Source organism: Enterobacter cloacae complex sp. 2022EL-00788 (assembly GCF_026627565.1).
GTDB classification, from domain to species: domain Bacteria; phylum Pseudomonadota; class Gammaproteobacteria; order Enterobacterales; family Enterobacteriaceae; genus Enterobacter; species Enterobacter pasteurii.
Map to the genome: position 1 here is coordinate 263,710 of NZ_JAPNMC010000004.1, position 24,932 is coordinate 288,641.

Annotated in this window: 27 protein-coding genes; 13 read left to right on the plus strand and 14 right to left on the minus strand. The window is 57.1% G+C overall.

Features of this window, described 5'->3' with window-relative positions; all coding sequences use genetic code 11:
* The first annotated feature begins 7 nt into the window (after positions 1-7).
* The 4 genes from gatB (at position 8) to OWK27_RS08235 (ending at position 3,640) form a co-directional block, all read left to right on the plus strand.
* Entirely contained in the window at positions 8-292 is a 285-nt protein-coding gene (gatB, locus tag OWK27_RS08220) for a PTS galactitol transporter subunit IIB (protein ID WP_267590211.1), read from the plus strand.
* 4 nt (positions 293-296) lie between these two features.
* Positions 297-1,670 carry a PTS galactitol transporter subunit IIC gene (locus OWK27_RS08225; RefSeq protein ID WP_267590212.1) on the plus strand — a complete coding sequence of 458 codons (1,374 nt, stop codon included), beginning with the start codon at positions 297-299 and terminating at the stop codon, positions 1,668-1,670.
* Positions 1,671-1,712: 42 nt separating this feature from the next.
* Positions 1,713-2,756, plus strand: a complete 1,044-nt coding sequence (gene gatD, locus OWK27_RS08230; RefSeq protein WP_267590213.1) for a galactitol-1-phosphate 5-dehydrogenase — start codon at positions 1,713-1,715, stop codon at positions 2,754-2,756.
* A gap of 110 nt (positions 2,757-2,866) precedes the next feature.
* Positions 2,867-3,640: a DeoR/GlpR family DNA-binding transcription regulator gene (locus OWK27_RS08235; protein WP_267590214.1), complete on the plus strand. Its 774-nt coding sequence runs from the start codon at positions 2,867-2,869 to the stop codon at positions 3,638-3,640.
* A gap of 133 nt (positions 3,641-3,773) precedes the next feature.
* On the opposite strand, the gene rsmI is transcribed toward OWK27_RS08235, so the two are convergent.
* Positions 3,774-4,637 (minus strand): 16S rRNA (cytidine(1402)-2'-O)-methyltransferase, encoded by an 864-nt coding sequence (rsmI, locus tag OWK27_RS08240; RefSeq protein ID WP_000809144.1) that lies wholly within the window; start codon positions 4,635-4,637, stop codon positions 3,774-3,776.
* Positions 4,638-4,699: 62 nt separating this feature from the next.
* Here rsmI and OWK27_RS08245 point away from each other — a divergent pair, with 62 nt between their 5' ends.
* From OWK27_RS08245 to dolP, 4 genes are read left to right on the plus strand one after another with little or no spacing between them, the layout of a single operon-like run.
* Positions 4,700-6,841: a penicillin-binding protein activator gene (locus OWK27_RS08245; RefSeq protein WP_267590215.1), complete on the plus strand. Its 2,142-nt coding sequence runs from the start codon at positions 4,700-4,702 to the stop codon at positions 6,839-6,841.
* The gene (locus OWK27_RS08250) at positions 6,799-7,194 is read left to right on the plus strand and encodes a YraN family protein (protein WP_148418341.1); all 396 of its coding nucleotides are present in this window, start codon (positions 6,799-6,801) and stop codon (positions 7,192-7,194) included. Before OWK27_RS08245 ends, OWK27_RS08250 begins: the two co-directional genes overlap by 43 nt.
* Positions 7,195-7,215: 21 nt before the next feature.
* Positions 7,216-7,806, plus strand: coding sequence for a DnaA initiator-associating protein DiaA (gene diaA / locus OWK27_RS08255; protein WP_003861754.1), 591 nt, complete (start codon positions 7,216-7,218; stop codon positions 7,804-7,806).
* A 9-nt stretch (positions 7,807-7,815) separates the two neighbouring features.
* Positions 7,816-8,391, plus strand: coding sequence for a division/outer membrane stress-associated lipid-binding lipoprotein (gene dolP, locus OWK27_RS08260; RefSeq protein WP_267590216.1), 576 nt, complete (start codon positions 7,816-7,818; stop codon positions 8,389-8,391).
* 47 nt (positions 8,392-8,438) lie between these two features.
* On the opposite strand, the gene OWK27_RS08265 is transcribed toward dolP, so the two are convergent.
* Both OWK27_RS08265 and OWK27_RS08270 read right to left on the minus strand, forming a co-directional pair.
* Entirely contained in the window at positions 8,439-9,476 is a 1,038-nt protein-coding gene (locus OWK27_RS08265; protein ID WP_267590217.1) for a permease, read from the minus strand.
* Positions 9,477-9,516: 40 nt separating this feature from the next.
* The gene (locus tag OWK27_RS08270; RefSeq protein ID WP_267590218.1) at positions 9,517-10,161 is read right to left on the minus strand and encodes an NAD(P)H-binding protein; all 645 of its coding nucleotides are present in this window, start codon (positions 10,159-10,161) and stop codon (positions 9,517-9,519) included.
* A gap of 128 nt (positions 10,162-10,289) precedes the next feature.
* On the opposite strand from OWK27_RS08270, the gene OWK27_RS08275 reads away from it, so the two are divergent.
* A complete protein-coding gene (locus OWK27_RS08275; RefSeq protein WP_015571965.1) occupies positions 10,290-10,808 on the plus strand; it encodes a type 1 glutamine amidotransferase domain-containing protein in 519 nt (172 codons plus the stop codon).
* On the opposite strand, the gene OWK27_RS08280 is transcribed toward OWK27_RS08275, so the two are convergent.
* A complete protein-coding gene (locus OWK27_RS08280; protein ID WP_267590219.1) occupies positions 10,788-11,222 on the minus strand; it encodes a YhbP family protein in 435 nt (144 codons plus the stop codon). The genes OWK27_RS08275 and OWK27_RS08280 overlap by 21 nt on opposite strands.
* Positions 11,223-11,236: 14 nt before the next feature.
* Here OWK27_RS08280 and OWK27_RS08285 point away from each other — a divergent pair, with 14 nt between their 5' ends.
* Positions 11,237-11,566: a GIY-YIG nuclease family protein gene (locus OWK27_RS08285; protein ID WP_148418632.1), complete on the plus strand. Its 330-nt coding sequence runs from the start codon at positions 11,237-11,239 to the stop codon at positions 11,564-11,566.
* On the opposite strand, the gene OWK27_RS08290 is transcribed toward OWK27_RS08285, so the two are convergent.
* The gene (locus tag OWK27_RS08290) at positions 11,553-12,056 is read right to left on the minus strand and encodes a GNAT family N-acetyltransferase (RefSeq protein ID WP_176609394.1); all 504 of its coding nucleotides are present in this window, start codon (positions 12,054-12,056) and stop codon (positions 11,553-11,555) included. The two genes, OWK27_RS08285 and OWK27_RS08290, sit on opposite strands and share 14 nt — an antisense overlap.
* Positions 12,050-12,574: a ubiquinone anaerobic biosynthesis accessory factor UbiT gene (ubiT, locus tag OWK27_RS08295; RefSeq protein ID WP_267590220.1), complete on the minus strand. Its 525-nt coding sequence runs from the start codon at positions 12,572-12,574 to the stop codon at positions 12,050-12,052. Before ubiT ends, OWK27_RS08290 begins: the two co-directional genes overlap by 7 nt.
* Before the next feature lie 221 nt (positions 12,575-12,795).
* Here ubiT and ubiU point away from each other — a divergent pair, with 221 nt between their 5' ends.
* The 3 genes from ubiU (at position 12,796) to OWK27_RS08310 (ending at position 15,763) form a co-directional block, all read left to right on the plus strand.
* Positions 12,796-13,791 carry a ubiquinone anaerobic biosynthesis protein UbiU gene (gene ubiU, locus OWK27_RS08300; RefSeq protein ID WP_148418335.1) on the plus strand — a complete coding sequence of 332 codons (996 nt, stop codon included), beginning with the start codon at positions 12,796-12,798 and terminating at the stop codon, positions 13,789-13,791.
* Between the two features lie 7 nt (positions 13,792-13,798).
* Positions 13,799-14,677, plus strand: coding sequence for a U32 family peptidase (locus tag OWK27_RS08305; RefSeq protein ID WP_148418334.1), 879 nt, complete (start codon positions 13,799-13,801; stop codon positions 14,675-14,677).
* A gap of 78 nt (positions 14,678-14,755) precedes the next feature.
* On the plus strand, positions 14,756-15,763 hold the full coding sequence (locus tag OWK27_RS08310; RefSeq protein ID WP_148418333.1) for a luciferase-like monooxygenase: 1,008 nt from the start codon (positions 14,756-14,758) through the stop codon (positions 15,761-15,763).
* 516 nt (positions 15,764-16,279) lie between these two features.
* Here OWK27_RS08310 and mtr read toward each other — a convergent pair.
* The 8 genes from mtr to rbfA all read right to left on the minus strand — a co-directional run bounded on the left by mtr (position 16,280) and on the right by rbfA (position 24,897).
* Positions 16,280-17,524, minus strand: coding sequence for a tryptophan permease (gene mtr, locus OWK27_RS08315; RefSeq protein ID WP_242170197.1), 1,245 nt, complete (start codon positions 17,522-17,524; stop codon positions 16,280-16,282).
* A 141-nt stretch (positions 17,525-17,665) separates the two neighbouring features.
* The gene (locus OWK27_RS08320; protein ID WP_242170195.1) at positions 17,666-19,561 is read right to left on the minus strand and encodes a DEAD/DEAH family ATP-dependent RNA helicase; all 1,896 of its coding nucleotides are present in this window, start codon (positions 19,559-19,561) and stop codon (positions 17,666-17,668) included.
* Positions 19,554-19,634, minus strand: coding sequence for a protein YrbN (gene yrbN / locus OWK27_RS08325; RefSeq protein ID WP_097397692.1), 81 nt, complete (start codon positions 19,632-19,634; stop codon positions 19,554-19,556). The genes OWK27_RS08320 and yrbN overlap by 8 nt, the downstream gene beginning before the upstream one ends.
* Positions 19,635-19,742: 108 nt before the next feature.
* Positions 19,743-20,627: a lipoprotein NlpI gene (nlpI, locus tag OWK27_RS08330; protein WP_063451051.1), complete on the minus strand. Its 885-nt coding sequence runs from the start codon at positions 20,625-20,627 to the stop codon at positions 19,743-19,745.
* Between the two features lie 110 nt (positions 20,628-20,737).
* A complete protein-coding gene (gene pnp, locus OWK27_RS08335; protein ID WP_267590221.1) occupies positions 20,738-22,876 on the minus strand; it encodes a polyribonucleotide nucleotidyltransferase in 2,139 nt (712 codons plus the stop codon).
* Between the two features lie 242 nt (positions 22,877-23,118).
* Positions 23,119-23,388 carry a 30S ribosomal protein S15 gene (gene rpsO / locus OWK27_RS08340; RefSeq protein ID WP_003861789.1) on the minus strand — a complete coding sequence of 90 codons (270 nt, stop codon included), beginning with the start codon at positions 23,386-23,388 and terminating at the stop codon, positions 23,119-23,121.
* A gap of 154 nt (positions 23,389-23,542) precedes the next feature.
* Complete coding sequence (gene truB, locus OWK27_RS08345; protein WP_242170192.1) at positions 23,543-24,493, minus strand: tRNA pseudouridine(55) synthase TruB; 951 nt, start codon at positions 24,491-24,493, stop codon at positions 23,543-23,545.
* The gene (gene rbfA / locus OWK27_RS08350) at positions 24,493-24,897 is read right to left on the minus strand and encodes a 30S ribosome-binding factor RbfA (RefSeq protein WP_003861793.1); all 405 of its coding nucleotides are present in this window, start codon (positions 24,895-24,897) and stop codon (positions 24,493-24,495) included. Before rbfA ends, truB begins: the two co-directional genes overlap by 1 nt.
* Positions 24,898-24,932: the final 35 nt, after the last annotated feature.

Below are 24,932 nucleotides of genomic sequence, written 5' to 3' on the forward strand. Positions count from 1 at the left end.
GTGCCCTATGAAACGTAAAGTTATCGTTGCCTGCGGCGGTGCCGTGGCAACCTCAACGATGGCAGCAGAAGAGATTAAAGAGCTGTGCGACGCACACCACATTGAACTGGATCTGGTTCAGTGTCGGGTGACCGAAATTGAAACCTATATGGACGGCGCGGACCTGATCTGCACCACGGCAAAAGTCGACAGATCTTTTGGTGACATTCCGGTGGTGCACGGCATGCCTTTTGTCTCGGGTGTCGGCATCGAAGCCCTGCAGCAAAAAATCCTGACCATCCTCGAGAGGTAAGATCATGTTTACCGAAATTATGCGGTACATCCTCGATCTGGGGCCAACCGTCATGCTGCCCATCGTCATCATCATTTTTTCAAAACTCCTGGGGATGAAGCCTGGCGATTGCTTTAAATCCGGCCTGCATATCGGCATCGGCTTCGTCGGGATTGGGCTGGTTATTGGCCTGATGCTTGACTCCATCGGTCCGGCGGCCAAAGCGATGGCTGAGCAGTTCCAGATTAACCTGCACGTGGTAGACATCGGCTGGCCGGGTTCATCTCCGATGACCTGGGCGTCGCAAATAGCACTTATCGCTATCCCTGTTGCCATTGGGGTCAACGTTGTCATGCTGGTGACGCGCATGACCCGCGTAGTTAACGTTGATATCTGGAACATCTGGCACATGACCTTTACCGGTGCGATGCTGCACCTGGCAACCGGCTCTTACTGGCTGGGGATCCTGGGCGTTGTGGCGCACGCCGCGTTTGTTTACAAGCTGGGAGACTGGTTTGCCAAAGATACGCGGGACTTTTTCGGTCTGGAAGGGATCGCCATCCCTCACGGCTCGTCAGCTTACCTTGGTCCGATTGCCGTGCTGGTCGATGCCATTATCGACAAAATCCCAGGCCTGAAGCGTATTCATTTTAGTGCTGACGATGTGCAAAAACGTTTCGGTCCGTTTGGCGAACCGGTTACGGTTGGGTTTGTTATGGGGCTGGCCATTGGCATGCTGGCAGGATACGACGCCAAATCTGTTCTGCAGCTGGCCGTGAAAACCGCAGCCGTGATGCTGCTGATGCCGCGCGTCATCAAACCGATCATGGACGGTCTTACGCCGATTGCTAAACATGCCCGTAAACGTCTGCAGGCGAAGTTTGGTGGACAGGAGTTCTTAATCGGTCTCGATCCGGCCCTGCTGCTGGGCCATACGTCCGTCGTCTCCGCCAGCCTGATTTTCATCCCGCTGACCATTCTGATTGCTGTTGTGGTGCCGGGAAATCAGGTGCTGCCGTTCGGTGACCTTGCCACCATCGGCTTCTTTGTGGCGATGGCGGTCGCGGTGCACCAGGGTAACCTGTTCCGCACGCTTATCTCTGGCGTCATCATCATGGGCATCACGCTGTGGATTGCGACCCAGACCATTGGCCTTCACGCCCAGCTCGCGCAGAACGCTGGCACCCTGAAAGCAGGTGGGCTGGTGGCCTCTATGGACCAGGGCGGCTCACCCGTGACCTGGCTGCTCATCCAACTCTTTACGTGGCAAAACGTAGTAGGGTTCATCGTGATTGGCGCGATTTACGTCACCGGCATCCTGCTCACCTGGCGACGTGCCCGCGTGTTTACAGAAGCGGAGAAGCACGCTGCTAATCCGCAACGTCAGACCGTTTCGTGATATCCGGGGAGCCCTGCTCCCCTTCTTTTTTCTGGAGTGAATATGAAATCAGTGGTAATTCACGCTGAGGGCAACGTGCGCGTTGAAGAACGTCCAATCCCTCACATTCAGGCGGCAGATGATGTTCGGGTGCGCATTGCCTGCTCAGGACTATGTGGCTCCGATATCCCGCGAATTTTTGACCAAGGCGCACATTACTATCCTATAACGTTGGGCCACGAGTTTAGCGGTCGCGTCGACGCCTGTGGTGCCGACGTGCACGATCTTAAGGCTGGCGATGCGGTTGCCTGCGTCCCGCTCCAGCCCTGTTTCGCCTGCCCGGAGTGTGAAAAAGGCTTCTTCTCGCTCTGTAAGCAGTATCAGTTTGTCGGATCTCGTAGTGAAGGCGGCAACGCGGAATATATCGTGGTTAAGCGAGCAAATTTATTCCGCCTCCCTGCAGACATGACAATTGAAGACGGCGCATTTATTGAGCCAATAACCGTGGGGCTACACGCGTTTCATCTCGCCGCTGGCTGCGAGGGTAAAAATGTCACCATTATCGGCGCAGGAACGATCGGCCTGCTCGCGATGCAGTGTGCGCTGGCGTTAGGTGCCCGCAGCGTGACCGCGATTGACATTAATGAAGATAAGCTCGCTCTGGCTGCAGCGCTGGGGGCAACGCAGGTGTTCAATAGCCGCTCACATAGCGCGGACGATATCCTCAATGCCTTGAGCGACCATCGGTTCGATCAGTTTGTACTGGAGACAGCCGGTACGCCGCAAACCGTCTCGCTCGCCATCGATATTGCCGGGCCACGTGCTCAGGTTGCCCTGGTCGGCACCTTGCATCACGACCTCCATTTATCCGCTACGACCTTTGGCAAAATCCTGCGCAAGGAGCTGACGCTTCTGGGAAGCTGGATGAACTATTCGGCCCCGTGGCCGGGTGAAGAGTGGGAAACGGCAACCCGCCTGCTCACGGAAAAAAAGCTGCAGCTGGCCCCGTTAATTGCGCATATCGGTGACTACGAGAGCTTTGCTCAGGCCGTGCAGGAGCTAAACGGTTCGCCTATGCAAGGCAAAATTATGCTTCACGTCGACTGACCCCGGGAGCCAGCAACCTGAGCTGGCTCACATTTACTTTCGAATATTACCGTACACCTTTCGCATACCTTCGATTAGAATAGAGGCAGTTAATTATCAGGCAATTCAATATGAACTCATTTGAGCGTCGCAACAAAATCGTTGACCTCGTCAACGCTCAGGGCAGCGTCATGGTGCTGGATCTTTCAAACAGGTTTGGCATTTCGGAAGTCACCATCCGAACGGATCTGCGCCTGCTGGAAGAAAGGGGACTGGTCACCCGCTTTCACGGTGGAGCAGCAAGACCCGGCAGCAACCTGGCAGAAAGCGAAAATCAGGAAGTGGTGCTGGAAGATCGTTATCAACTGGCAAGCGATCCGAAAAAGCGCATCGCACAGGCTGCCGCGGCCATGATTGAAGAGGGAATGACCATCATTCTGGACAGCGGAAGCACCACTATGCTCATTGCCGAAGCGCTGACCAAACGCGCCAATATCACCGTGATCACCAATAGCCTGCCGGCCGCGTTTGCCCTCTCGGAAAACAAAGATATAACGCTCGTGGTCTGCGGCGGTACCGTGCGCCATAAAACGCACTCTATGCACGGCACCATCGCCGAGCGTTCGCTAACGGGCATTAGCGCTGATTTGATGTTTGTCGGGGCTGACGGCATTGATGCGACGAATGGCATCACCACCTTCAATGAAGGGTACTCGATTAGCAGCGTGATGGCGGCAGCCGCACATAAGGTGATTGCCGTTCTGGACGCCAGCAAATTCAATCGCCGCGGATTCAACCAGGTGCTGCCGATGGAAAAAATAGACTGTGTTATTACGGATGATGGGATCGGAAAGCACGAAAAAGAACTGTTGGTTAAAACAGGTACCGAGATCATTACGGTTTAGCGAAAGACGCAGAGCGGCGGATAACCTGCGCAATTTTCTTTTCCGACATTTATTACGACATTTATTCCGACACTCTAAATTTTGTAGGCCGGGCAAGCGCAGCGCCGCCCGGCAAGAACAGGCGGAGTATGGCTTACTCCCCCTGCTGCTCCAGCGCATACTTATACAGCGCATTTTTCTTCACGCCGTGGATTTCCGCCGCCAGTGCCGCCGCTTTCTTAAGCGGCAGTTCGGCCTGTAGCAGGGCCAGGGTGCGCAGCGCGTCGGCAGGGAGCGCGTCTTCCTGTGCCTTATGGCCTTCGACAATCAGCACCATTTCACCCTTGCGGCGGTTTTCATCTTCCTTCACCCACGCCAGCAGTTCGCCGACAGGCGCGCCGTGGATGGTTTCCCAGGTTTTGGTCAGTTCACGCGCCAGCACCACGTAGCGGCCTTCGCCCCAGACGGTGACCATATCTTCCAGGCTTTCCAGCAGGCGGTGAGTGGATTCGTAGAAAATCAGGGTACGCGGCTCAGCTTCAAGATCCTTTAACACGTCACGGCGGCCTTTGGATTTGGCGGGCAGGAAACCTTCATAGCAGAAACGGTCGGACGGCAGGCCCGCTGCGCTCAGCGCAGCAATCGCGGCGCACGGCCCCGGCAGCGGCACAACGCGGATCCCGGCTTCACGGCAGGTGCGCACCAGATGGTAGCCGGGGTCGTTAATCAGCGGCGTGCCCGCATCGGAGACCAGCGCGATGTTCTGCCCCTCTTTAAGCTTCGCCACCAGCGTTTCGGCCTTTTGTTGCTCATTGTGATCGTGCAGGGCAAACAAACGGGCGTTAATCGCGAAATGTTGCAGCAGTAAACCGGTATGGCGCGTGTCTTCAGCAGCAATTAAATCAACAGCTTGCAATACAGTGAGTGCACGTTGGGTAATATCAGACAAATTCCCGATAGGAGTAGGTACAATATAAAGCTGGCCTTGAGAATTATCTGCCGTTTCGTGTTGTTTCATTGTTTCGTCCGTATTGCCGATTTAATATTGAGCATTGCGTAAAAAAAATCACTGGATACAGTATGGTACCGTTAACGTTTCTTCGAAAAAAAGCCACGCGCGGCGTGCCGCTTCTGCTCGCAGCCCTGATCTTCTCAGGCTGTGGCACCCAGGCACCCGACCAGAGCACTGCTCATATGCAGGGATCCGCTCAGGCTGATTCTGGCTTTTATCTGCAACAAATGTCGCAGAGCTCAAATGATACCAAGACCAACTGGCAATTACTCGCCATTCGTGCACTGCTGAAAGAAGGGAAAACCCAGCAGGCCGCCGAACTGTTCAGCCAGCTGCCGCAGTCGCTCAACGACGAGCAGCGTCGTGAGCAGACGCTGCTGTCGGCAGAGCTGAAAGTGGCGCAGAAAGATTACGACGGGGCGAAGAAGATCCTCGGCAATATCGATCTGAGCGCGCTGGATAAAAACCAGCAGGCCCGTTTCTGGCAGGCCGGCATCACCGCTGAACAGGGCCGCCCTTCCCTGACGCTGCTCCGGGCGCTCATTGCTCAGGAGCCTCTGCTCGCGGGTGCGGACAAGCAGAAAAATATTGATGCGACCTGGCAGGCGCTCGCCTCCATGAGCCAGGAGCAGGCACGGGCGCTGGTCATTAACGCCGATGAAAACGTCCTGCAGGGCTGGCTTGATCTTCAGCAGATGTGGTTCAACAACCGCAGCGATCCAAACATGCTGAAAGCCGGCATTACCGACTGGCAAAAGCGCTACCCGCAAAACCCGGGAGCAAAAATGCTGCCAACGCAGCTGGTGAACGTGCAAAACTTTAAGCCCGCCTCCACCAGCAAAATCGCCCTGCTGCTGCCGTTAAACGGCCAGGCGGCGGTATTTGGCCGCGCCATTCAGCAGGGTTTTGAAGCGGCGAAAAACGGCACCACCGCCGTTACCGGCAGCGCGGTGCCTGCGCAAGCGGCGCAGGCGGCAAACGTGAACGACGTCGTCAGCCCGTCGGCTGCTGAAACCGACGACCTGACCACCGCGCAAACCCCTGCGCAGGGTACGATGCAGAATCCGGTCACTGCGCCAACCACGCAGCCAGCCGCCACGCCAGCGCCCGTAGCGACGCAGGCACCGGCTGAAACCCCGGCCCCCGTCACGGCCGAACAGCCTCAGCCGCAAACAGTGCAGCCGGAACAGCAGCCCGCAGCGCAGCAGCAGGCGGTGGCAACCACCAGCGCCAACCCGGGCGCAGAGCTGAAAATCTACGACACCAGCGCTCAGCCGCTCGACCAGGTGCTGGCGCAGGTTCAGCAGGACGGCGCCAGCATCGTTGTCGGCCCGCTGTTGAAAAACAACGTGGAAACGCTGATGAAGAGCAATACCACGCTGAACGTGCTGGCGCTTAACCAGCCTGAGCAGGTTCAGAACCGCGCCAATATCTGTTACTTCGCCCTTTCACCGGAGGATGAAGCCCGCGATGCGGCGCGTCATATTCACGAGCAGGGCAAGCAGGCGCCGCTGCTGCTGATCCCGCGCAGCACGCTGGGAGACCGCGTAGCCAACGCGTTTGCTGAAGAGTGGCAGTCCCTCGGCGGCGGCGTGGTATTGCAGCAAAAATTTGGATCCGCTTCCGAACTGAGAGCGGGCGTAAACGGCGGTGCCGGTATTGCCCTCAACGGTAGCCCGGTGTCCGCCAGCCTGCCGCAGCAGCAGAGCGTTACCATCGGCGGCCTGACGATCCCGGCACCGCCAACCGACGCGCAAATCAGCGGCGTCGGTAAAGTGGATTCGGCCTACATCGTGGCCACGCCTGAAGAGATCGCCTTTATCAAACCCATGATCGCCATGCGTAACGGTAGCCAGAGCGGCGCAACCCTTTACGCCAGCTCGCGCAGCGCGCAGGGCACCGCTGGCCCGGACTTCCGTCTGGAGATGGAAGGACTGCAATACAGCGAGATCCCCATGCTGGCAGGCAGCAACCCGCAGTTGATGCAGCAGGCGCTGGGCGCGGTGCGCAATGATTACTCCCTGGCGCGCCTGTACGCGATGGGCGTCGATGCCTGGGCGCTGGCGAACCACTTCACCCAGATGCGTCAGGTACCGGGCTTTGAGCTTAACGGTAATACCGGCGATCTGACCGCCAACCAGGATTGTGTGATTAACAGGAAGTTATCATGGCTCAAATACCAGCAGGGGCAGATTGTCCCGGCCAGTTAAGCCGCAAACAGACCGGCGACGCGTGGGAGTTAAAGGCGCGCCGCTGGCTTGAAGGCAAAGGACTGCGCTTTGTCGCCGCCAACGTTCGCGGGCGCGGCGGCGAGATTGATCTGATCATGAAAGACGGTCAGACCACCGTGTTTGTTGAAGTACGCTACCGACAGTCGTCCCGTTTTGGCGGTGCTGCCGCCAGCGTGACGCTCGCCAAACAACATAAATTATTACAGACTGCCCACTTGTGGCTTGCTCGCCATAATGGGAGTTTTGATACTGTGGATTGCCGTTTCGATGTGGTAGCCTTCACCGGAAATGCGATCGAATGGCTTAAAAACGCGTTTGGCGAAGACGCTTAAATAAGATTTTAAAGGGATACCGTGCTCGAAAGAATTAAAGTGTGCTTCACAGAAAGCATTCAAACGCAGATCGCCGCGGCGGAAGCCCTTCCGGACGCGATCTCCCGCGCGGCGATGACGCTGGTTCAGTCGCTGCTCAACGGCAACAAAATCCTCTGTTGTGGCAACGGCACGTCCGCCGCCAACGCACAGCATTTTGCTGCCAGCATGATCAACCGCTTCGAAACCGAGCGCCCGAGTTTACCGGCCATCGCACTTAACACCGATAACGTGGTCTTAACTGCGATTGCCAACGATCGTCTGCATGACGAAATTTACGCCAAGCAGGTGCGCGCCTTAGGCCATGCCGGAGACGTGCTGCTGGCGATCTCCACGCGCGGCAACAGCCGGGATATCGTTAAGGCGGTTGAAGCGGCAGTGACCCGGGACATGACGATTGTCGCCCTGACCGGTTACGACGGCGGTGAGCTGGCTGGCCTGCTGGGGCCGCAGGATGTGGAGATCCGCATTCCTTCGCACCGTAGCGCCCGCATCCAGGAGATGCATATGCTCACGGTGAACTGCTTATGCGATCTGATCGATAACACGCTTTTCCCTCACCAGGATGACTAAGGAGTTCTCATGAAGGTTTTATCGGCCCTTGCAGTCGTGATGTCTGCATTACTGCTTCAGGGATGCATCGCCGCCGCTGTAGTCGGTACCGCAGCGGTCGGCACCAAAGCAGCGACCGATCCGCGTACCGTTGGGACGCAGGTGGATGACGGTACGCTTGAGCTGCGCGTGAACAGTGCGCTGTCGAAAGACGAACAGATCAAGAAGGAAGCACGCATCAACGTGACGGCCTATCAGGGCAAAGTGCTGCTGGCAGGCCAGGCGCCAAATCCTGAACTGGCGTCACGCGCCAAGCAGATCGCGATGGGCGTAGAAGGCACGGCGGAAGTGTTTAACGAGATCCGCCAGGGCAAGCCGATTGGCCTCGGCACCGCGTCATCTGATACCTGGATAACCACCAAGGTGCGTTCCCAGCTGCTGGGTACTGACCAGGTGAAATCCTCAAACGTGAAGGTGACCACGGAGAACGGCGAAGTGTTCCTGCTGGGCCTGGTGACCGAGCGTGAAGGGAAAGCGGCAGCGGATATCGCCAGCCGGGTGAGCGGCGTGAAGCACGTCACCACCGCCTTTACCTACATCAAGTAAGCTGAACCTGACGGTAAGCCCGGTAGCGTAGCGCCACCGGGCTTTTTTTATACCAGCGCCATGCTCCCCACAATTCCCCCGCTCAACGCCACCAGCCCCGCCGTCAGCCACAGCGCTTTCGCCGGGAATGACTTACGCAGCATGATAAGCGACGGCAGGCTCACCGCCGGCAGCGTGATGAGCAATGCCAGCGCCGGTGCGGTACCCATCCCGGCCATCATCATGGTCTGAATAATCGGGATTTCCGCCGCCGTTGGGATCACGAACAGGCACCCGGCCACCGCCATCGCAATCACCCACATCAGCGTGTTGTCGATAGCGCCATCCGCATGCGGGAACAGCCAGACGCGCGCTGCCCCTAACACCAGTACGGCCAGGATATAAACCGGAATGGTGCTCCAGAACAGCTGCCACAGCGCTTTGCCCCAGCGAGCAAAGAAACTGCCCTGCGGCTCGCTGACGTCCAGCTCAACGGAGGCAGGCCCGGCCTCGTTGTCTTTCACCAGGTGCTGTACCAGCGTAGCGACAAGCACCACCGTCAGCAGGCCAGCCGCCAGCCGGATAAACGCGAAGTGCCAGCCGAGCACGAAGCCCATAAATACCAGCGTCGCCGGGTTCAGCAGGGGGTTACCCATCCAGAAGGCGAGCGCGCCGCCCATCGACACGCGCTGACGGCGCATGCCCGCCGCCACCGGTGCGGCGCAGCAGGAGCACATCATGCCCGGCAGGGAGAAAATCGTCCCCAGCAGCGTCCCCTGCAAGCGCGGCTGTCCTAAGGTTTTCACCAGCCAGTTACGCGGGATAAGTACCTGAATCAACGACCCCAGCAGCACGCCCAACACCGCGGCTTTCCACACCGCGAGAAAATAGACCATAGCGTAATCCCATGCCGCCTTTAGCGGGCTGGAATCTGGCTGAGCGAGAATAGAGTTGCCAATGCTGTGGGTGTCGGCGGCGGTGAAGGCTTTACCGTAGTACGGCTGCCATTTCACATACCAGAGGCCAATGATGACCACGAGAAAGAAAAGTGCGGGCTTCCACCACTGAACGGGTGTTGCCGCCTGAGATGAAGACTGACCAGTCATACCATTCCCCGGAAGGTGTTATTTAATAAGCCGGGGAAGTTTACGCCTCGCCCTGCGCGATTTCACGCAGTTTTGCCGACGGGATAATATTTACGCCCTCCTGCGACGGAGCCAGCGCCTCTTTCAGCATGGCCTGCGCGACGTCCCGCGCCTCGATGGACTTCCAGTTACCCGGCAGGATGCGGAACAGCGGAGCGAAAAATGACTCGTTAAAACGCCGCTCGTCACGGTAGCCCATCAGCATGGAAGGCCGAACGATGGTCAGGCGCTCCCACTTCTGCGCAATCAGCGCCTCTTCCATTTTGCCCTTCACCTTGTTGTAAAAAAACGGCGAGCCGGCGCTGGCGCCGTGGGAACTGACCACCAGAAAATGCTTTGCCCCCAGCTTTTTCGCCGTCAGGGCGGTATCCACCACCAGCGTGTAATCCGCATGGATAAACGCCTCTTTACTGCCCGCTTCCCGTCGGGTGGTGCCCAGGCAGCAAAAGGCGATATCGACAGGATCCTGCACCTGCGCCAGCGCGTCGGTGAGCTGTGGATCGTGCGGGTTAAAGACGCCGGTGACGTCCAGCAGCGGCCGACGCGTCGGCGCGGCGATGTAGTTGATATGACGATCCTGGATCAGCAGCCGCAGCAGGTGTCCACCCACCAGCCCGGTAGCACCGGTAATCAGTACCTGACTCATCTTTTCCCCTTTACAGAATTGTCCGTTTGCGATCTGGGCCTGCTCTACCACACTTAAAAGTCTGTTACCGGTAAGTATTTACCACAAACGGGAAAAAAACAGTCTGAAGCGAAAACAACGGAGGAAGCATGGGTAAAAAAATCGCAGTCTTGATTACCGACGAGTTTGAAGATTCAGAGTTTACGTCGCCAGCAGAGGCATTCCGCAAGGCGGGCCACGAGGTGGTCACCATCGAGAAAGAAGCGGGTAAAACCGTGAAGGGCCACAAGGGCGAAGCCAGCGTGACCATTGACGAATCCATTGATAACGTCAGCCCGTCTGATTTCGACGCCCTGCTGCTACCGGGCGGCCATTCACCGGATTCCCTGCGCGGAGACGAGCGTTTCGTCACCTTCACCCGCGACTTCGTCGGCACCGGTAAGCCGGTCTTTGCCATCTGTCACGGCCCGCAGCTGCTGATCAGCGCGGAGGTGGTGCGCGGGCGCAAGCTGACCGCGGTGAAACCGATCGTCATTGACCTGAAAAACGCCGGCGCCGAGTTTTACGACCAGGAAGTGGTTAACGACAACGACCAGCTGATCACCAGCCGTACGCCGGACGATCTCCCGGCGTTTAACCGCGAAGCGTTACGCCTGCTCGGCGCGTAACCAGTGCAGCTTCTTGCCAAAGCCCAGCGTGTTGTCGGTAAATTTCAGCTCATCGAGGCGGATTTCCCACACCGGGGCTTTTAGCGCAGCGGCAACCGGGAAGCGGCGCGTGTAGCGTTTACGCTGCGCGTCGCTCTCCTCCCCTTCCAGACGACGGATTTCGCCCGTGAACTGAACCCCGCGGATCAGCGCAACGGTTTTAGGCTGACCGTTTACCGTGCCCGCCACGCTTGCCTGCGGGCCCGACATCTGCGCATGCCGCGTTTTATCTTCACTCATCACGTAAAAGGCGACGCGCTCGGGGTCGTAGTAATAAAACGCGTTCGCGCACCACATCTCCCCGTCTTTACAGACGCACCAGGTGACGACGTGCTGCTTTGCCAGCCAGCGGCTAATGGCGGCCAGTGTTTCCATTTTCGCTCTCTCTCATGCTATGGTGCGTTCACCTTAACATACTGAATCTGCTTACCGTGTGCTGGTTTCTCTATCTTGTCCGAACCGCCGATAACGCGCTCTACACCGGGATCACCACCGATGTGGAACGGCGTTTTTTACAACATCAAACGGGAAAAGGGGCAAAAGCGCTGCGGGGGAAAGGTGAGCTTAAGCTGGCTTTTTCAGCCGCCGTGGGCGACAGATCGCTGGCGCTCAGGCTGGAGTACCGCATCAAACAGCTGACGAAGCGCCAGAAAGAGCGTCTCGTCAACGGGGATGGCTCTTTTGAGGCGCTACGCGACAGCCTGCTTAAAAGCGATTGAAACGATCGTGATACTCAACCAGGCCGTTAACGCCATCGAGCGCGTCGTCCGCCAGAGGATGGACCAGGAAGGACGCTTCCGTATCCGGCCAGCGGCAGTGCAGATCGTGTTTGGCTGCCGGCTCAAACCCCAGACGTTCGTAGAATGCCGGTTCGCCCAGCACCACGACGGCGGCATAGCCAAATTCATTCAGTGAATCCAGCCCTTCATAAACCAGCTGACGTGCCAGGCCCTGGCCGCGGTAGTTTTCATCCACCGCCAGCGGCGCCATGCCAACCCACTGTAACTCTTCGCCCTGAACAATTACCGGACTGAACGCCACGTAGCCGACCACCTGCCCTTCATCATCGGTGGCAACCAGGCCCAGGGTAATCAGGCCATCTTCGCGAAGATCGTGAACCAGCTGCGCTTCGCCGTCCCCCGCAAAAGAGCGGCGTAACAACGCGTCGATGCCCGGCGCATCAATCCCAATTTCGACTCGAATCAGCATGGCTCACCTACTGAAGTGTGTTTACTGTCCGGCGGGGTTTTCAGCCCGGCCTCAACGAAATCTGCCATTTGCATTAGCATCACGCGCAGCGCCTTCGGCATCTGCTCAAGCTCAATGGCATCCATTAAATTTTTGACGTACAGGCCAAGCTCCGTATCGCCCTCAATCACCAGACGACGCTGGAAGAACAGCGTATCGGGATCCTGCTTGCGCGCGGCAATCATCAGCAGATCGCTGGCGTCGGCGCTAAAGCTTACATCCGCCTCGGCGGACTCACGAACGATCAGCCGATCGTTCTCAACGGAAGTAAACCAGCGCAGCCCGATATCGCGCACTTCGATGCTTAACCAGCGGCCTTCCAGAAACTCCAGATCACCGTCCTGCAGCGCCTGACGGAACTGCCAGGTCAATACCTGTTCCAGCACCTGGCGCTTAAGCGCGAACGGCGCCAGCTTTACCGGCACGCTCAGCATTGATGGACCAAATTGTACGAGACGTGAACGCAGTTTATCCAGCACGAGCTTTACTCCCTGATAGCTATAATCCTGCTATTTTGCCATATCCCGACAAGAAGATAGCGGCGTAAATCAACAAACCGTAGTCCGGTGCTCCTCATTATTGGTGCCATCAATACGCCATTAGCTGCCTTAAATCAAAAATTGTCGCGTATGGGTTAATTAAAATCCCAGCTCGTTAACATTTTTTACGATCCCTGCGATCGACAACATCGGGATAAATTATGGAGCTGCTCTGCCCTGCCGGAAACCTTCCGGCGCTTAAGGCGGCCATCGAAAATGGGGCCGACGCGGTCTATATCGGGCTGAAAGATGATACCAACGCCCGCCATTTTGCTGGCCTTAACTTTACGGAGAAGAAGCTCCAGGAGGCCGTTAACTTCGTTCACCAGCACCGCCGCAAGCTGCATATCGCCATCAACACCTTCGCCCATCCTGATGGCTATGCCCGCTGGCAGCGCGCCGTGGATATGGCCGCCCAGCTGGGTGCCGATGCGCTGATCCTGGCCGACCTTGCCATGCTTGAGTATGCGGCAGAACGCTACCCGCACATTGAGCGCCACGTCTCGGTTCAGGCATCCGCGACGAACGAAGAGGCGGTGCGTTTTTACCATCGACATTTTGACGTGGCTCGCGTGGTGCTGCCGCGCGTGCTCTCTATTCATCAGGTTAAGCAACTGGCGCGCGTCACGCCAGTACCGCTGGAAGTTTTTGCCTTCGGTAGCCTGTGCATCATGGCCGAAGGCCGGTGCTATCTCTCCTCCTATTTAACCGGGGAATCGCCAAATACCGTGGGCGCCTGCTCGCCTGCCCGCTTCGTTCGCTGGCAGCAAACGCCGCAGGGGCTGGAGTCGCGCCTGAACGAAGTGTTAATTGACCGCTATCAGGACGGGGAAAATGCGGGCTACCCGACGCTGTGCAAAGGCCGCTATCTGGTGGACGGCGAGCGCTATCACGCGCTGGAGGAGCCCACCAGCCTCAACACGCTGGAGCTGCTGCCGGAACTGCTGGCCGCCAATATTGCCTCGGTGAAAATCGAAGGCCGCCAGCGCAGCCCGGCCTACGTGAGCCAGGTCGCGAAGGTGTGGCGTCAGGCCATCGACCGCTGCATGGCGGACCCGCAGAATTACGCCGCGCAGCCGGCGTGGATGGAAACCCTCGGCGCAATGTCCGAAGGCACGCAAACCACGCTCGGCGCGTATCACCGTAAATGGCAGTGAGATAACCATGAAATATTCATTAGGGCCGGTGCTCTACTACTGGCCAAAAGAGACGCTGGAAGATTTTTATCAACAGGCGGCGACCAGCAGCGCCGACGTGATTTACCTCGGCGAAGCGGTGTGCAGCAAGCGCCGCGCCACCAAAGTAGGCGACTGGCTGGAGATGGCAAAAAGCCTGGCAGGCAGCGGCAAGCAGGTGGTGCTCTCCACGCTGGCGCTGGTGCAGGCGTCATCGGAACTGGGCGAGCTGAAGCGCTACGTGGAAAACGGCGAGTTTCTGCTGGAGGCGAGCGATCTCGGCGTGGTGAACATGTGTGCCGAGCGTAAGCTACCGTTTGTCGCCGGACATGCGCTGAACTGCTATAACGCGGTGACCCTGCGCCTGCTGCTCAAACAGGGGATGACGCGCTGGTGCATGCCGGTGGAACTCTCCCGCGACTGGCTGGCAAACCTGCTCGCTCAGTGTGAAGAGCTTGGCATTCGCAATCAGTTTGAAGTGGAAGTGCTGAGCTATGGCCATCTCCCGCTGGCCTATTCTGCCCGCTGCTTCACCGCGCGCTCCGAAGACCGCCCGAAAGACGAGTGTGAAACCTGCTGCATTAAGTACCCTAACGGGCGCAGCATGCTGTCGCAGGAGAACCAGCAGGTGTTTGTCCTCAACGGCATTCAGACCATGAGCGGCTACGTCTACAACCTCGGTAACGAGCTGGCGTCGATGGACGGGCTGGTGGATATAGTGCGTCTTTCGCCGCTGGATACCAGCGTGTTCGCGATGCTGGACGCCTTCCGCGCCAATGAAAACGGCGCGTCGCCGCTGCCGCTGACGGCAAACAGCGACTGTAACGGTTACTGGAAACGTCTGGCCGGGCTAGAACTTCAGGCCTAAAAAAGGCTCACTTTGTTAACAACGGTTAGTAAACTTTAATGCAGTATTAAAGATTCACCGTCGACAAAGTGAGCTGTTATGACTGATAAAACCATTCCGTTTTCGGTGCTGGATCTGGCGCCGATCCCACAAGGCTCCTCGGCAAGAGAAGCCTTCACGCACTCTCTCGACCTCGCTCAGCTTGCCGAAAAGCGTGGCTATCACCGCTACTGGCTGGCGGAGCACCACAACATGGTCGGCATCGCCAGCGCCGCCACCTCGGTGCTGATTGGCTATCTGGCGGCGAATACCACCACCCTGCACCTCGGCTCTGGCGGCGTCATGCTGCCGAACCACGCCCCGCTGGTGATTGCCGAGCAGTTTGGGACCCTGAATACCCTTTATCCAGGCCGAATCGATCTGGGGCTTGGCCGTGCGCCGGGCAGCGACCAGCCGACCATGCGCGCCCTGCGCCGCCATATGAACGGCGATATCGATAACTTCCCGCGCGACGTGGCGGAGCTAGTGGACTGGTTCGACGCGCGGGATCCAAACCCGCACGTGCGCCCGGTTCCGGGTTACGGCGAGCAAATCCCCGTGTGGCTGTTAGGCTCAAGCCTCTACAGCGCGCAGCTCGCCGCTCAGCTGGGCCTGCCGTTTGCGTTTGCCTCCCACTTCGCACCGGATATGCTGCACCAGGCGCTGCATCTCTACCGCACGAACTTTAAACCGTCTGCACGTCTGGAGAAACCGTATGCGATGGTGTGCATCAACATCATTGCAGCCGACAGCAATCGCGATGCGGAATTCCTGTTTACCTCCATGCAGCAGGCGTTCGTGAAGCTGCGTCGTGGCGAGACGGGCCAGCTGCCGCCACCGGTGGAGAATATGCATCAGCTGTGGTCCGCCTCCGAGCAGTATGGCGTGCAGCAGGCGCTGAGCATGTCGCTGGTAGGCGATAAGACGAAAATTCGTCACGGGCTGGAAGCGGTACTGCGCGAAACGCAGGCGGATGAGATTATGGTTAACGGCCAGATTTTCGATCACCAGGCGCGTTTGCATTCCTTTGATCTGGCGATGCAGGTGAAAGAAGAGTTGGTGGGATAGTTTTTTTGCCGGATGGCGGCTTCACCTTATCCGGCCTACGGTTTTCTCCCTCTCCCTTCGGGCTGAGGGATCCCCAGTAATTTTTTTACCGAAAGCGACGAATGTTGTTTCAGGAAAATAAATGAATTACAGCGACGCCCTGGTCCGGCTGTAAATCGCTGAGGCGTTTCCTGCAGGCCGGGGCGAGGCGCAGGGATGCGCCGAGAGGGCGGCTTTACAGGGACGTTACATCCGCCCGTCCCCGATAAGCCGGAAGGAATAAGCCGAAGGCACCGCGAAGCGGCGATTTACCGCCGGGAGCCCGGGTTGCCAGGGCGGCGGCGACTGAGCCGCCATGGCACGTTCACAAGTCATGCCGTTACAGAGTAGCAAGGAATTTAAAGTGAACGGAATTACCTCTACAACCATATGTTCCCCCTCACCCCAGCCCTCTCCCTCAAGGGAGAGGGGGTCCTCCGTGCAGGCATTGTTTTGTGGGGAACCCTCAGCCCACCGGGAGAGGGCGAAAAGAGGCGGTTACTGATACACCGGCAGTAGATTAAAGCTCGACAGCACGTGGACCAGCGCGTTTCCCACACCAAACACCAGGATCAGCGCAATCATCGGCTTGCCGCCCCAGACGCGGAACGTCGGGCTGCCGAAGCGTTTACGTGATTTACGTGCCAGCAGCGCCGGCACAATCGCCGCCCAGATGGTTGCCGCCAGTCCCGCATAACCGATGGCATACAGGAAGCCGTTCGGCCACAGCAGGCCGCCCACAACCGGCGGCAGGAAGGTCAGTAGCGCGGTTTTGAAGCGGCCCGCCGCCGAGTCATCGAAGCCAAACAGGTCCGCCAGATAGTCAAACAGGCCCAGCGTCACGCCGAGGAAAGAGCTCGCCACGGCAAAGTTGGAGAAGATGACCAGCAGCAGATCCAGGCTGCGGCTGTTCAGCACGCCGCTCAGCGCCTGAACCAGCACGTCGATATTACCACCCTTCTGCGCAATGCCGATAAATTCCGGACGCGGGATATTGCCCATCGTCCCGAGCAGCCAAATCACGTACAGCCCCAGCGCCAGCAGCGTGCCGTAAACCAGGCATTTCACAATGGTGCGCGGATCTTTGCCGTAGTACTTCATCAGGCTCGGCACGTTACCGTGGTAGCCGAACGACGCCAGGCAGAACGGCAGGGTCATCAGCAGGTACGGCGTGTAGGAGGTGTTCACTTCCGCGACGTTAAACAGGGTGGCGGGCGTGACGTGCCCGAGCAGGCTGCCGAAGGTCAGGAAGAAGGTAATGACCTTTGCGCCCAGCACGATTGCCGTCATGCGGCTCACCGCTTTGGTACTCATCCAGACGATAAACGCCACGCCCAGCGCAAAGCACAATCCAGCCAGACGCGCGGGCACGTTCAGCGACATCTCCGCGAAGGTATGATGCAGAATCGAGCCGCTCGCCGAAATGTACGCGTAGGTCAGGATGTACAGCACAAACGCAATGGAGAGACCGTTGACCAGGTTCCAGCCTTTGCCCAGCAGATCCCTGGTGATGGTGTCGAAGCTGGAGCCAATGCGGTAGTTGAGGTTGGCTTCAAGGATCATCAGCCCGGAATGCAGCATACAGAACCAGGTGAAGACCAGCGCCGCCAGCGACCAGAAGAACCACGCACCGGACATAACCACTGGCAGGGAGAACATCCCGGCACCAATAATGGTTCCGCCGATGATCACCACGCCGCCAAGCAGCGAAGGTGACGTTTGGGTGGTGGTTAGTGTCGCCATACAGCCTTATCTCCAGTCAAAAATGTGGTTTGCATTTTAATGCGATGCACTGTACCAGTACAAGAGTACAAAAGGAATAAAAAAAGCCCCGATAGCGACTATCGGGGCTGTATATTTTACTTTACGTCAGAAGCGAAAGGCTTATGCGTCACCGAAACGACGACGGCTGGTGCCTTCTTCACGGCGTGGGCCGCGGTTTTCACGACGCTCGCCGGAGAAACGACGAGGTTCGCCAGTGCGACCTTCGCTGCGACCGCCTTCACGACGTTCGCCACCGAAACCGCGACCGCCGCCACGACGTTCGCCGCCGCGGTCAGGACGTGGCTGTGCATCGCCCAGCAGCTGCATGTTCATCGGCTTGTTCAGGATGCGGGTGCGGGTAAAGTGTTGCAGTACTTCGCCCGGCATACCTTTCGGCAGCTCGATGGTAGAGTGTGAGCCAAACAGCTTGATGTTACCGATGTAACGGCTGCTGATGTCGCCTTCGTTAGCGATCGCGCCAACGATGTGACGAACTTCAACACCATCATCACGGCCCACTTCAATGCGATACAGCTCCATTTCGCCAGCGTCACGACGCTCGCGACGTGGACGGTCTTCACCACCACGCTCTGGACGGTCACCGCGTGGACCACGATCGTTACGGTCGCCACGACGTTCGAAACGATCGTCACGGTCACGGAACTCACGCTTAGGACGCATCGGTGCATCTGGTGGCACGATCAGGCTACGTTCGCCCTGCGCCATTTTCAGCAGTGCTGCGGCCAGGGTTTCCATATCCAGCTCTTCGCCTTCAGCGGTTGGCTGAATTTGCGACAGCAGCGCACGGTACTGATCCAGATCGCTGCTTTCCAGCTGCTGCTGTACTTTCGCGGCGAATTTTTCCAGACGGCGTTTGCCCAGCAGTTCTGCATTTGGCAGCTCAGCTTCTGGAATAGTCAGCTTCATGGTGCGTTCGATGTTACGCAGCAGACGACGCTCGCGGTTCTCAACGAACAGCAGCGCGCGGCCCGCACGACCTGCACGACCGGTACGGCCGATACGGTGAACGTAAGACTCGGAGTCCATCGGGATGTCGTAGTTTACCACCAGGCTGATACGCTCAACGTCCAGACCACGTGCTGCCACGTCGGTTGCAATCAGGATATCCAGACGACCGTCTTTCAGACGCTCCAGAGTCTGCTCGCGCAGCGCCTGGTTCATGTCGCCGTTCAGCGCTGCGCTGTTGTAGCCGCTACGCTCCAGCGCTTCAGCCACTTCCAGGGTCGCGTTTTTGGTACGTACGAAGATAATCGCCGCATCAAAATCTTCCGCTTCCAGGAAACGCACCAGCGCTTCGTTTTTACGCATGCCGTATACAGACCAGTAGCTCTGGCTGATGTCCGGGCGAGTGGTCACGCTGGACTGAATACGCACTTCCTGCGGCTCTTTCATGAAGCGGCGGGTAATGCGACGGATCGCTTCTGGCATGGTTGCAGAGAACAGAGCGGTCTGATGACCCTCCGGGATCTGCGCCATGATGGTTTCAACGTCTTCGATGAAGCCCATACGCAGCATTTCATCTGCTTCATCCAGTACCAGGCCGCTCAGCTTAGAGAGGTCCAGGGTACCGCGCTTCAGGTGATCCAGCAGACGGCCCGGCGTACCGACAACAATCTGTGGGCCCTGGCGCAGGGCGCGTAACTGCACGTCATAACGCTGGCCGCCGTACAGGGCTACCACGTTTACGCCGCGCATATGTTTAGAAAATTCCGTCATTGCTTCAGCAACCTGAACAGCCAGTTCACGGGTTGGAGCCAGGACGAGGATCTGCGGTGCACGCAGGTCCGGATCGATGTTGTTCAGCAGCGGCAGCGAGAATGCTGCAGTTTTACCGCTACCGGTCTGGGCCATGCCCAGCACGTCACGACCAGAAAGCAGGTGTGGGATACACTCAGCCTGGATCGGAGATGGTTTTTCGTAACCCAGATCGTTAAGGGCTTCAAGGATAGGAGCCTTCAGGCCCAGATCTGCAAAAGTGGTTTCGAATTCAGCCATGTAGTACAAGTGCCTCGATATTAATGGCGGCCAGTCTACTTAGCTCATCGTGAAAATGATTAGCAATTTTCATTGAAAAGTGTGAACCGGCTCAAATTAGGTGTATTGACGAACAACAACGCCCTCACCAGTGAAGGTGATGGCAATCAAAAAGATTACGGGCTGATGTTTATGTCGTCAGCTATTGCTGGTCCGATTCTGCCAGGTCGTCTTGCTCCTGGCCCAAGAGCGATAATTCCAACAATGCATAACGGTGCTCAACGAAGTTATGTACGTTGTTAGCAACCGCTAATTTGAACAGTGCCGTAGCGCTGTCCATATCCCCCAGACTTAGGTAGTACTTACCTAAATAGAAGTTGGTTTCACTGAGATGCTCAGCGAGCGAGGTGTTATCCGTTGCGTCCGCCTTGAGGCGTTCCATCAGCGTTGCTTCGCTAATGTTGCCCAGGTAGAACTCGACAATGTTCCATCCCCACTGTTCCTTATCCGATTTTTCGAAGCGCTGTTGTAGTGCTTCTTTGGCCTGCTTCTCATCGAGCTTCTGCTCAACGATGTAAAGCCACAGGCTGCGGAAAGGATCATTAGGATCGTCTTGATAAAACGCCAGCAGATCATCTTGCGCTAACTTATCACGACCGCCGTAATACAATGCGATACCGCGATTCAAGTGCGCGTAGTTGTAAGTTGGATCAAGCTCAAGTACAGAATCAAACGCTTCATAGGCAGCATCAAAATTGCCTGCCTGCGTTAAGTAAATGCCTAAGTAATTGAATACTTCAGGCATATCAGGTCGGATTGCCAGCGCTTGTGAAAAATCATTTCGCGCTAATGCCCTCAGACCGAGACTATCATACAACACTCCGCGCTCATATAAAAGCTGTGCGCGTTCGTCATCGGTTAAAGCCCGACTGGCAAGAATTTGTTCCATGCGTGCCAGAATCACTTCCTGCTGCAAAGTCGGTTGCAGTGGCACTGCGAGGACTTCGCTCTTACGCCAGGCAGAGTTGCTGCATCCTGCCAGCGTTAAAGCTGTCGCAACGAAACACCAGCGCAAAAAAGGCTTCATTTCCCACTCCCGAAGACAACTATTGGATGAACGTCCTGTCCCCCGGCGGCTTAACAAGGCGTCCTGCCTGATAATAAGCCCTCCGCTATCGCGGAGGGCAAACGGCAACCTTACTCGCCTTGCTGTTCAGCAGCCGGAGCTTCCGGTGCCGCAGCAGGCTGAGACTGCTCGGTTGCTTCTTTGATGCTCAGACGGATACGGCCCTGGCGATCGACTTCCAGAACTTTTACCGGTACTTCCTGACCCATCTGCAGGTAATCGGTCACTTTCTCAACGCGCTTGTCAGCGATCTGAGAGATGTGTACCAGACCTTCTTTACCGCCACCGATGGCAACGAACGCGCCAAAGTCAACGATACGGGTTACTTTACCCGCATAGATACGGCCCACTTCGATTTCTGCGGTGATCTCTTCGATGCGACGGATAGCGAATTTTGCCTTCTCGCCGTCGGTTGCTGCGATCTTCACAGTACCGTCATCTTCGATTTCAATGGTGGTGCCAGTTTCTTCGGTCAGCGCACGGATTACGGAACCGCCCTTACCGATAACATCCTTGATCTTGTCTGGATTGATCTTGATGGTGTGGATACGTGGTGCGAACTGAGAAATGTCGCCACGCGGCGCGTTAATCGCCTGTTCCATCACGCCCAGGATGTGCAGACGCGCACCTTTAGCCTGGTTCAGAGCAACCTGCATGATCTCTTTGGTGATACCTTCAATTTTGATATCCATCTGCAGGGCAGAGATACCGTCGCGGGAACCCGCCACTTTGAAGTCCATATCACCCAGGTGGTCTTCGTCGCCCAGAATGTCAGACAGCACGACGTAGTTGTCGCCTTCTTTCACCAGACCCATTGCGATACCCGCAACGGCGGCTTTGATTGGCACGCCTGCATCCATCAGCGCCAGAGAGGCACCACACACGGAAGCCATGGAAGAAGAACCGTTGGATTCGGTGATTTCAGACACAACACGTACGGTGTACGGGAATTTGTCTGCTTCTGGCATAACTGCCAGCACGCCGCGCTTCGCCAGACGACCGTGACCAATTTCACGACGCTTCGGTGAGCCAACCATACCGGTTTCGCCCACAGAGTACGGAGGGAAGTTGTAGTGGAACAGGAAGCTGTCAGTGCGCTCGCCCATCAGTTCGTCGATGATCTGTGCGTCACGTGCAGTACCCAGGGTCGCGGTAACCAGCGCCTGCGTTTCACCACGGGTGAACAGCGCAGAGCCGTGGGTACGTGGCAGAACGCCAGTACGCACGTCCAGGCCACGAATCATGTCTTTTTCACGGCCATCGATACGCGGCTCGCCTGCCAGCACGCGGCTACGAACAACGTTTTTCTCGATAGCGTGCAGGATTTCGCTCAGCTCGTTAGCGTCCAGCGCTTCATCTTCAGCAACCAGCGTCGCGATGGTTTCAGATTTGATCGCGTCAACCTGAGCGTAACGCTCCTGTTTGTCAGTGATGCGGTAAGCATCGCTCAGACGAGATTCTGCCAGTGCAGCAACGCGTGCGTTCAGCGCGTCGTTTACCGCTTCTGGCTGCCAGTCCCAGCGTGGTTTACCGGCTTCTTTCACCAGGTCGTTGATGTTCTGGATAACAACCTGCTGCTGGTCGTGGCCAAATACCACAGCGCCCAGCATCTGGTCTTCGCTCAGCAGTTCCGCTTCAGATTCAACCATCAGAACCGCGGCTTCAGTACCGGCAACAACCAGGTCCAGCTTACTCTCTTTCAGCTCTTCCTGAGTTGGGTTCAGCACGTACTGGTCGTTGATGTAACCGACGCGGGCAGCACCGATTGGGCCATTGAATGGAATCCCAGACAGTGACAGGGCTGCGGATGCACCGATCATTGCTACGATGTCCGGGTTAACCTGTGGGTTAACGGAAACAACGGTCGCGATAACCTGCACTTCGTTTACGAAGCCTTCCGGGAACAGCGGACGAACCGGGCGGTCAATCAGACGCGCGATCAGGGTTTCGCCTTCGCTTGGGCGGCCTTCACGACGGAAGAAGCCACCCGGGATTTTACCGGCAGCGTAGGTACGCTCCTGGTAGTTAACGGTCAGCGGGAAGAAGTCCTGACCTGGTTTAGCTTTTTTCTGGCCAACTACGGTAACGAATACAGCAGTGTCATCCATGCTTACCATAACGGCAGCAGTAGCCTGACGTGCCATCATGCCGGTTTCCAGCGTGACGGTGTGCTGACCATACTGGAATTTACGAACGATCGGATTCAGCAAAATTCTGTCCTTTCTCAAATGATTGTCAGCACACCACAGGTGTGCTGACGATTTAACCCGACCTTCTTCGCATCCTCGCGACTAATGACAACCGACACCCCCATGGGTGAAGCCTCTCATTAGCCGCGCGAACCTCTGCAATGAAGATCATTTATAGCAACAATACAATAGTTTCCATTGAATTGCTGCCGTCTGGTTGAAAAAAGGGGCCATCAGGCCCCCTTTTCTGAAACTCGCAAGACTTAGCGACGCAGACCCAGACGCTCGATCAGCGCGGTGTAGCGTGCAACATCTTTACGCTTCAGGTAGTCGAGCAGCTTACGACGCTGAGAAACCATACGCAGCAGACCACGACGGCTGTGGTGATCCTTTTTGTGCTCTGCAAAGTGACCCTGCAGGTGGTTAATCTGTGCAGTCAGCAGTGCAACCTGAACTTCGGTAGAACCGCTGTCGTTAGTACCACGACCAAACTCAGAAACGATTTTAGCTTTAGCTTCAACGCTTAGAGACATTTTCAAACTCCAAAGTATAAAGAATGTAAGGATGCCGATCTCTAATTCAGCTATCCCATGTACGCCCCGCAGATTGTTAAACAATTTACCAGGCGTTAAGCGGCGATATTCTACTCGTCTCCCCTGCTTATCGCAAGGTGAGGCGTAATCACCGTCAAGCGTCGACCGGATATTCGACGACCAGACGACGCGGCGCTACGCGCCCTTCACCGTCCATTTCGCCCATACCGATAAACTTGCCTTCCTCACCTTCCGTCACGCGCACCAGGCCCTCAAGCGGTCCCCCCGCTGTGCGTACCGGGTTTCCGTTCTTAAAGTAAACGGACGATGTTAAAGGAAGATTAACAACCGGGAAGTCCGCCGCCGGGCTGTCCATCGGCATCAGCAGCGGATCCAGCAACTCTGCTGACGCGATTCCCTGCGCTTCTGCCTGTTCAACCAGCGCGCGCAGATGCTCAAGCGTCACCATGCGTTCGACCGGGTACGTGCTGACCGCCAGACGACGCAGATAGATCACGTGCGCGCCGCAGCCCAGCTTTTCGCCGAGGTCATCGATGATGGTACGAATGTAGGTCCCTTTCGAACAGTGGACCTCCAGCTCCAGCTCATCACCTTCATGGCGAATAAACAGTAGCTCATACACGGTAATCGGACGGGCTTCGCGCGGAACCTCAATGCCCTGACGCGCATATTCGTAGAGCTTCTTGCCCTGGTACTTCAGTGCCGAATACATCGACGGCACCTGTAGCGTATCGCCCCGGAAGCTTTCCAGCGCCGCATCAAGCTGCTCTGCGCTGAAGGTCAGCGGACGCTCTTCCACCACCTGACCATCCGCATCGGAGGTATCCGTGCGCTGGCCAAGCCGGGCAATCACGCGGTAGCGCTTGTCTGAATCCAGCAGATACTGGGAAAACTTTGTCGCTTCACCCAGGCAAATCGGGAGCATGCCGGTAGCCAGCGGATCCAGCGCGCCGGTGTGGCCCGCGCGGTTGGCGTTATAAATACGCTTTACTTTTTGCAGCACGTCGTTGCTGGATGCACCCTGCGGTTTATCCAGCAGCAGTACGCCATGCACGTCACGACCGCGACGACGAGGACGACTCATCAGTCCTCCTTGCTGTCGTCCGCCGGGTTAACACGACGCTCATCGTCATGTTTCACCACGCTGGTCACCAGGTTGGACATGCGCATACCTTCGACCAGCGAGTTGTCGTAGAAGAAGGTCAGCTCTGGCACGATACGCAGGCGCATCGCTTTGCCAAGCAGAGAGCGGATGAAACCAGAGGCTTCCTGCAGCGCTTTAATGCCGTTCTTAACCGCGTCTTCATCCTGGTCGTTCAGGAACGTCACGAACACCTTGGCGTACGCCAGGTCGCGGGACATTTCCACGCCAGACACGGTGGTCATCATACCCACGCGTGGATCTTTGATTTCACGTTGCAGAATGAGTGCGATCTCTTTCTGCATCTCCTGCGCGACGCGCTGAGGGCGACCAAATTCTTTCGCCATAATAAATTCTCCAGACAAAAAAGGGGCTAAAGCCC

Bases quoted from the DNA above. Each gene is read 5' to 3' on its own strand.
- OWK27_RS08265 (WP_267590217.1), bottom strand. From the start codon at position 9,476: ATGACTGGTCAGTCTTCATCTCAGGCGGCAACACCCGTTCAGTGGTGG.
- yrbN (WP_097397692.1), bottom strand. From the start codon at position 19,634: ATGAAAATTGCTAATCATTTTCACGATGAGCTAAGTAGACTGGCCGCC.
- OWK27_RS08320 (WP_242170195.1), bottom strand. From the start codon at position 19,561: ATGGCTGAATTCGAAACCACTTTTGCAGATCTGGGCCTGAAGGCTCCT.
- dolP (WP_267590216.1), top strand. From the start codon at position 7,816: ATGAAGGTTTTATCGGCCCTTGCAGTCGTGATGTCTGCATTACTGCTT.
- OWK27_RS08280 (WP_267590219.1), bottom strand. From the start codon at position 11,222: ATGGAAACACTGGCCGCCATTAGCCGCTGGCTGGCAAAGCAGCACGTC.
- mtr (WP_242170197.1), bottom strand. From the start codon at position 17,524: ATGGCGACACTAACCACCACCCAAACGTCACCTTCGCTGCTTGGCGGC.
- nlpI (WP_063451051.1), bottom strand. From the start codon at position 20,627: ATGAAGCCTTTTTTGCGCTGGTGTTTCGTTGCGACAGCTTTAACGCTG.
- OWK27_RS08270 (WP_267590218.1), bottom strand. From the start codon at position 10,161: ATGAGTCAGGTACTGATTACCGGTGCTACCGGGCTGGTGGGTGGACAC.
- rsmI (WP_000809144.1), bottom strand. From the start codon at position 4,637: ATGAAACAACACGAAACGGCAGATAATTCTCAAGGCCAGCTTTATATT.
- OWK27_RS08225 (WP_267590212.1), top strand. From the start codon at position 297: ATGTTTACCGAAATTATGCGGTACATCCTCGATCTGGGGCCAACCGTC.
- OWK27_RS08310 (WP_148418333.1), top strand. From the start codon at position 14,756: ATGACTGATAAAACCATTCCGTTTTCGGTGCTGGATCTGGCGCCGATC.
- gatD (WP_267590213.1), top strand. From the start codon at position 1,713: ATGAAATCAGTGGTAATTCACGCTGAGGGCAACGTGCGCGTTGAAGAA.
- OWK27_RS08235 (WP_267590214.1), top strand. From the start codon at position 2,867: ATGAACTCATTTGAGCGTCGCAACAAAATCGTTGACCTCGTCAACGCT.
- OWK27_RS08305 (WP_148418334.1), top strand. From the start codon at position 13,799: ATGAAATATTCATTAGGGCCGGTGCTCTACTACTGGCCAAAAGAGACG.
- OWK27_RS08245 (WP_267590215.1), top strand. From the start codon at position 4,700: ATGGTACCGTTAACGTTTCTTCGAAAAAAAGCCACGCGCGGCGTGCCG.
- rpsO (WP_003861789.1), bottom strand. From the start codon at position 23,388: ATGTCTCTAAGCGTTGAAGCTAAAGCTAAAATCGTTTCTGAGTTTGGT.
- rbfA (WP_003861793.1), bottom strand. From the start codon at position 24,897: ATGGCGAAAGAATTTGGTCGCCCTCAGCGCGTCGCGCAGGAGATGCAG.
- OWK27_RS08275 (WP_015571965.1), top strand. From the start codon at position 10,290: ATGGGTAAAAAAATCGCAGTCTTGATTACCGACGAGTTTGAAGATTCA.
- OWK27_RS08250 (WP_148418341.1), top strand. From the start codon at position 6,799: ATGGCTCAAATACCAGCAGGGGCAGATTGTCCCGGCCAGTTAAGCCGC.
- gatB (WP_267590211.1), top strand. From the start codon at position 8: ATGAAACGTAAAGTTATCGTTGCCTGCGGCGGTGCCGTGGCAACCTCA.
- OWK27_RS08285 (WP_148418632.1), top strand. From the start codon at position 11,237: ATGCTATGGTGCGTTCACCTTAACATACTGAATCTGCTTACCGTGTGC.
- truB (WP_242170192.1), bottom strand. From the start codon at position 24,493: ATGAGTCGTCCTCGTCGTCGCGGTCGTGACGTGCATGGCGTACTGCTG.
- ubiU (WP_148418335.1), top strand. From the start codon at position 12,796: ATGGAGCTGCTCTGCCCTGCCGGAAACCTTCCGGCGCTTAAGGCGGCC.
- OWK27_RS08290 (WP_176609394.1), bottom strand. From the start codon at position 12,056: ATGCTGATTCGAGTCGAAATTGGGATTGATGCGCCGGGCATCGACGCG.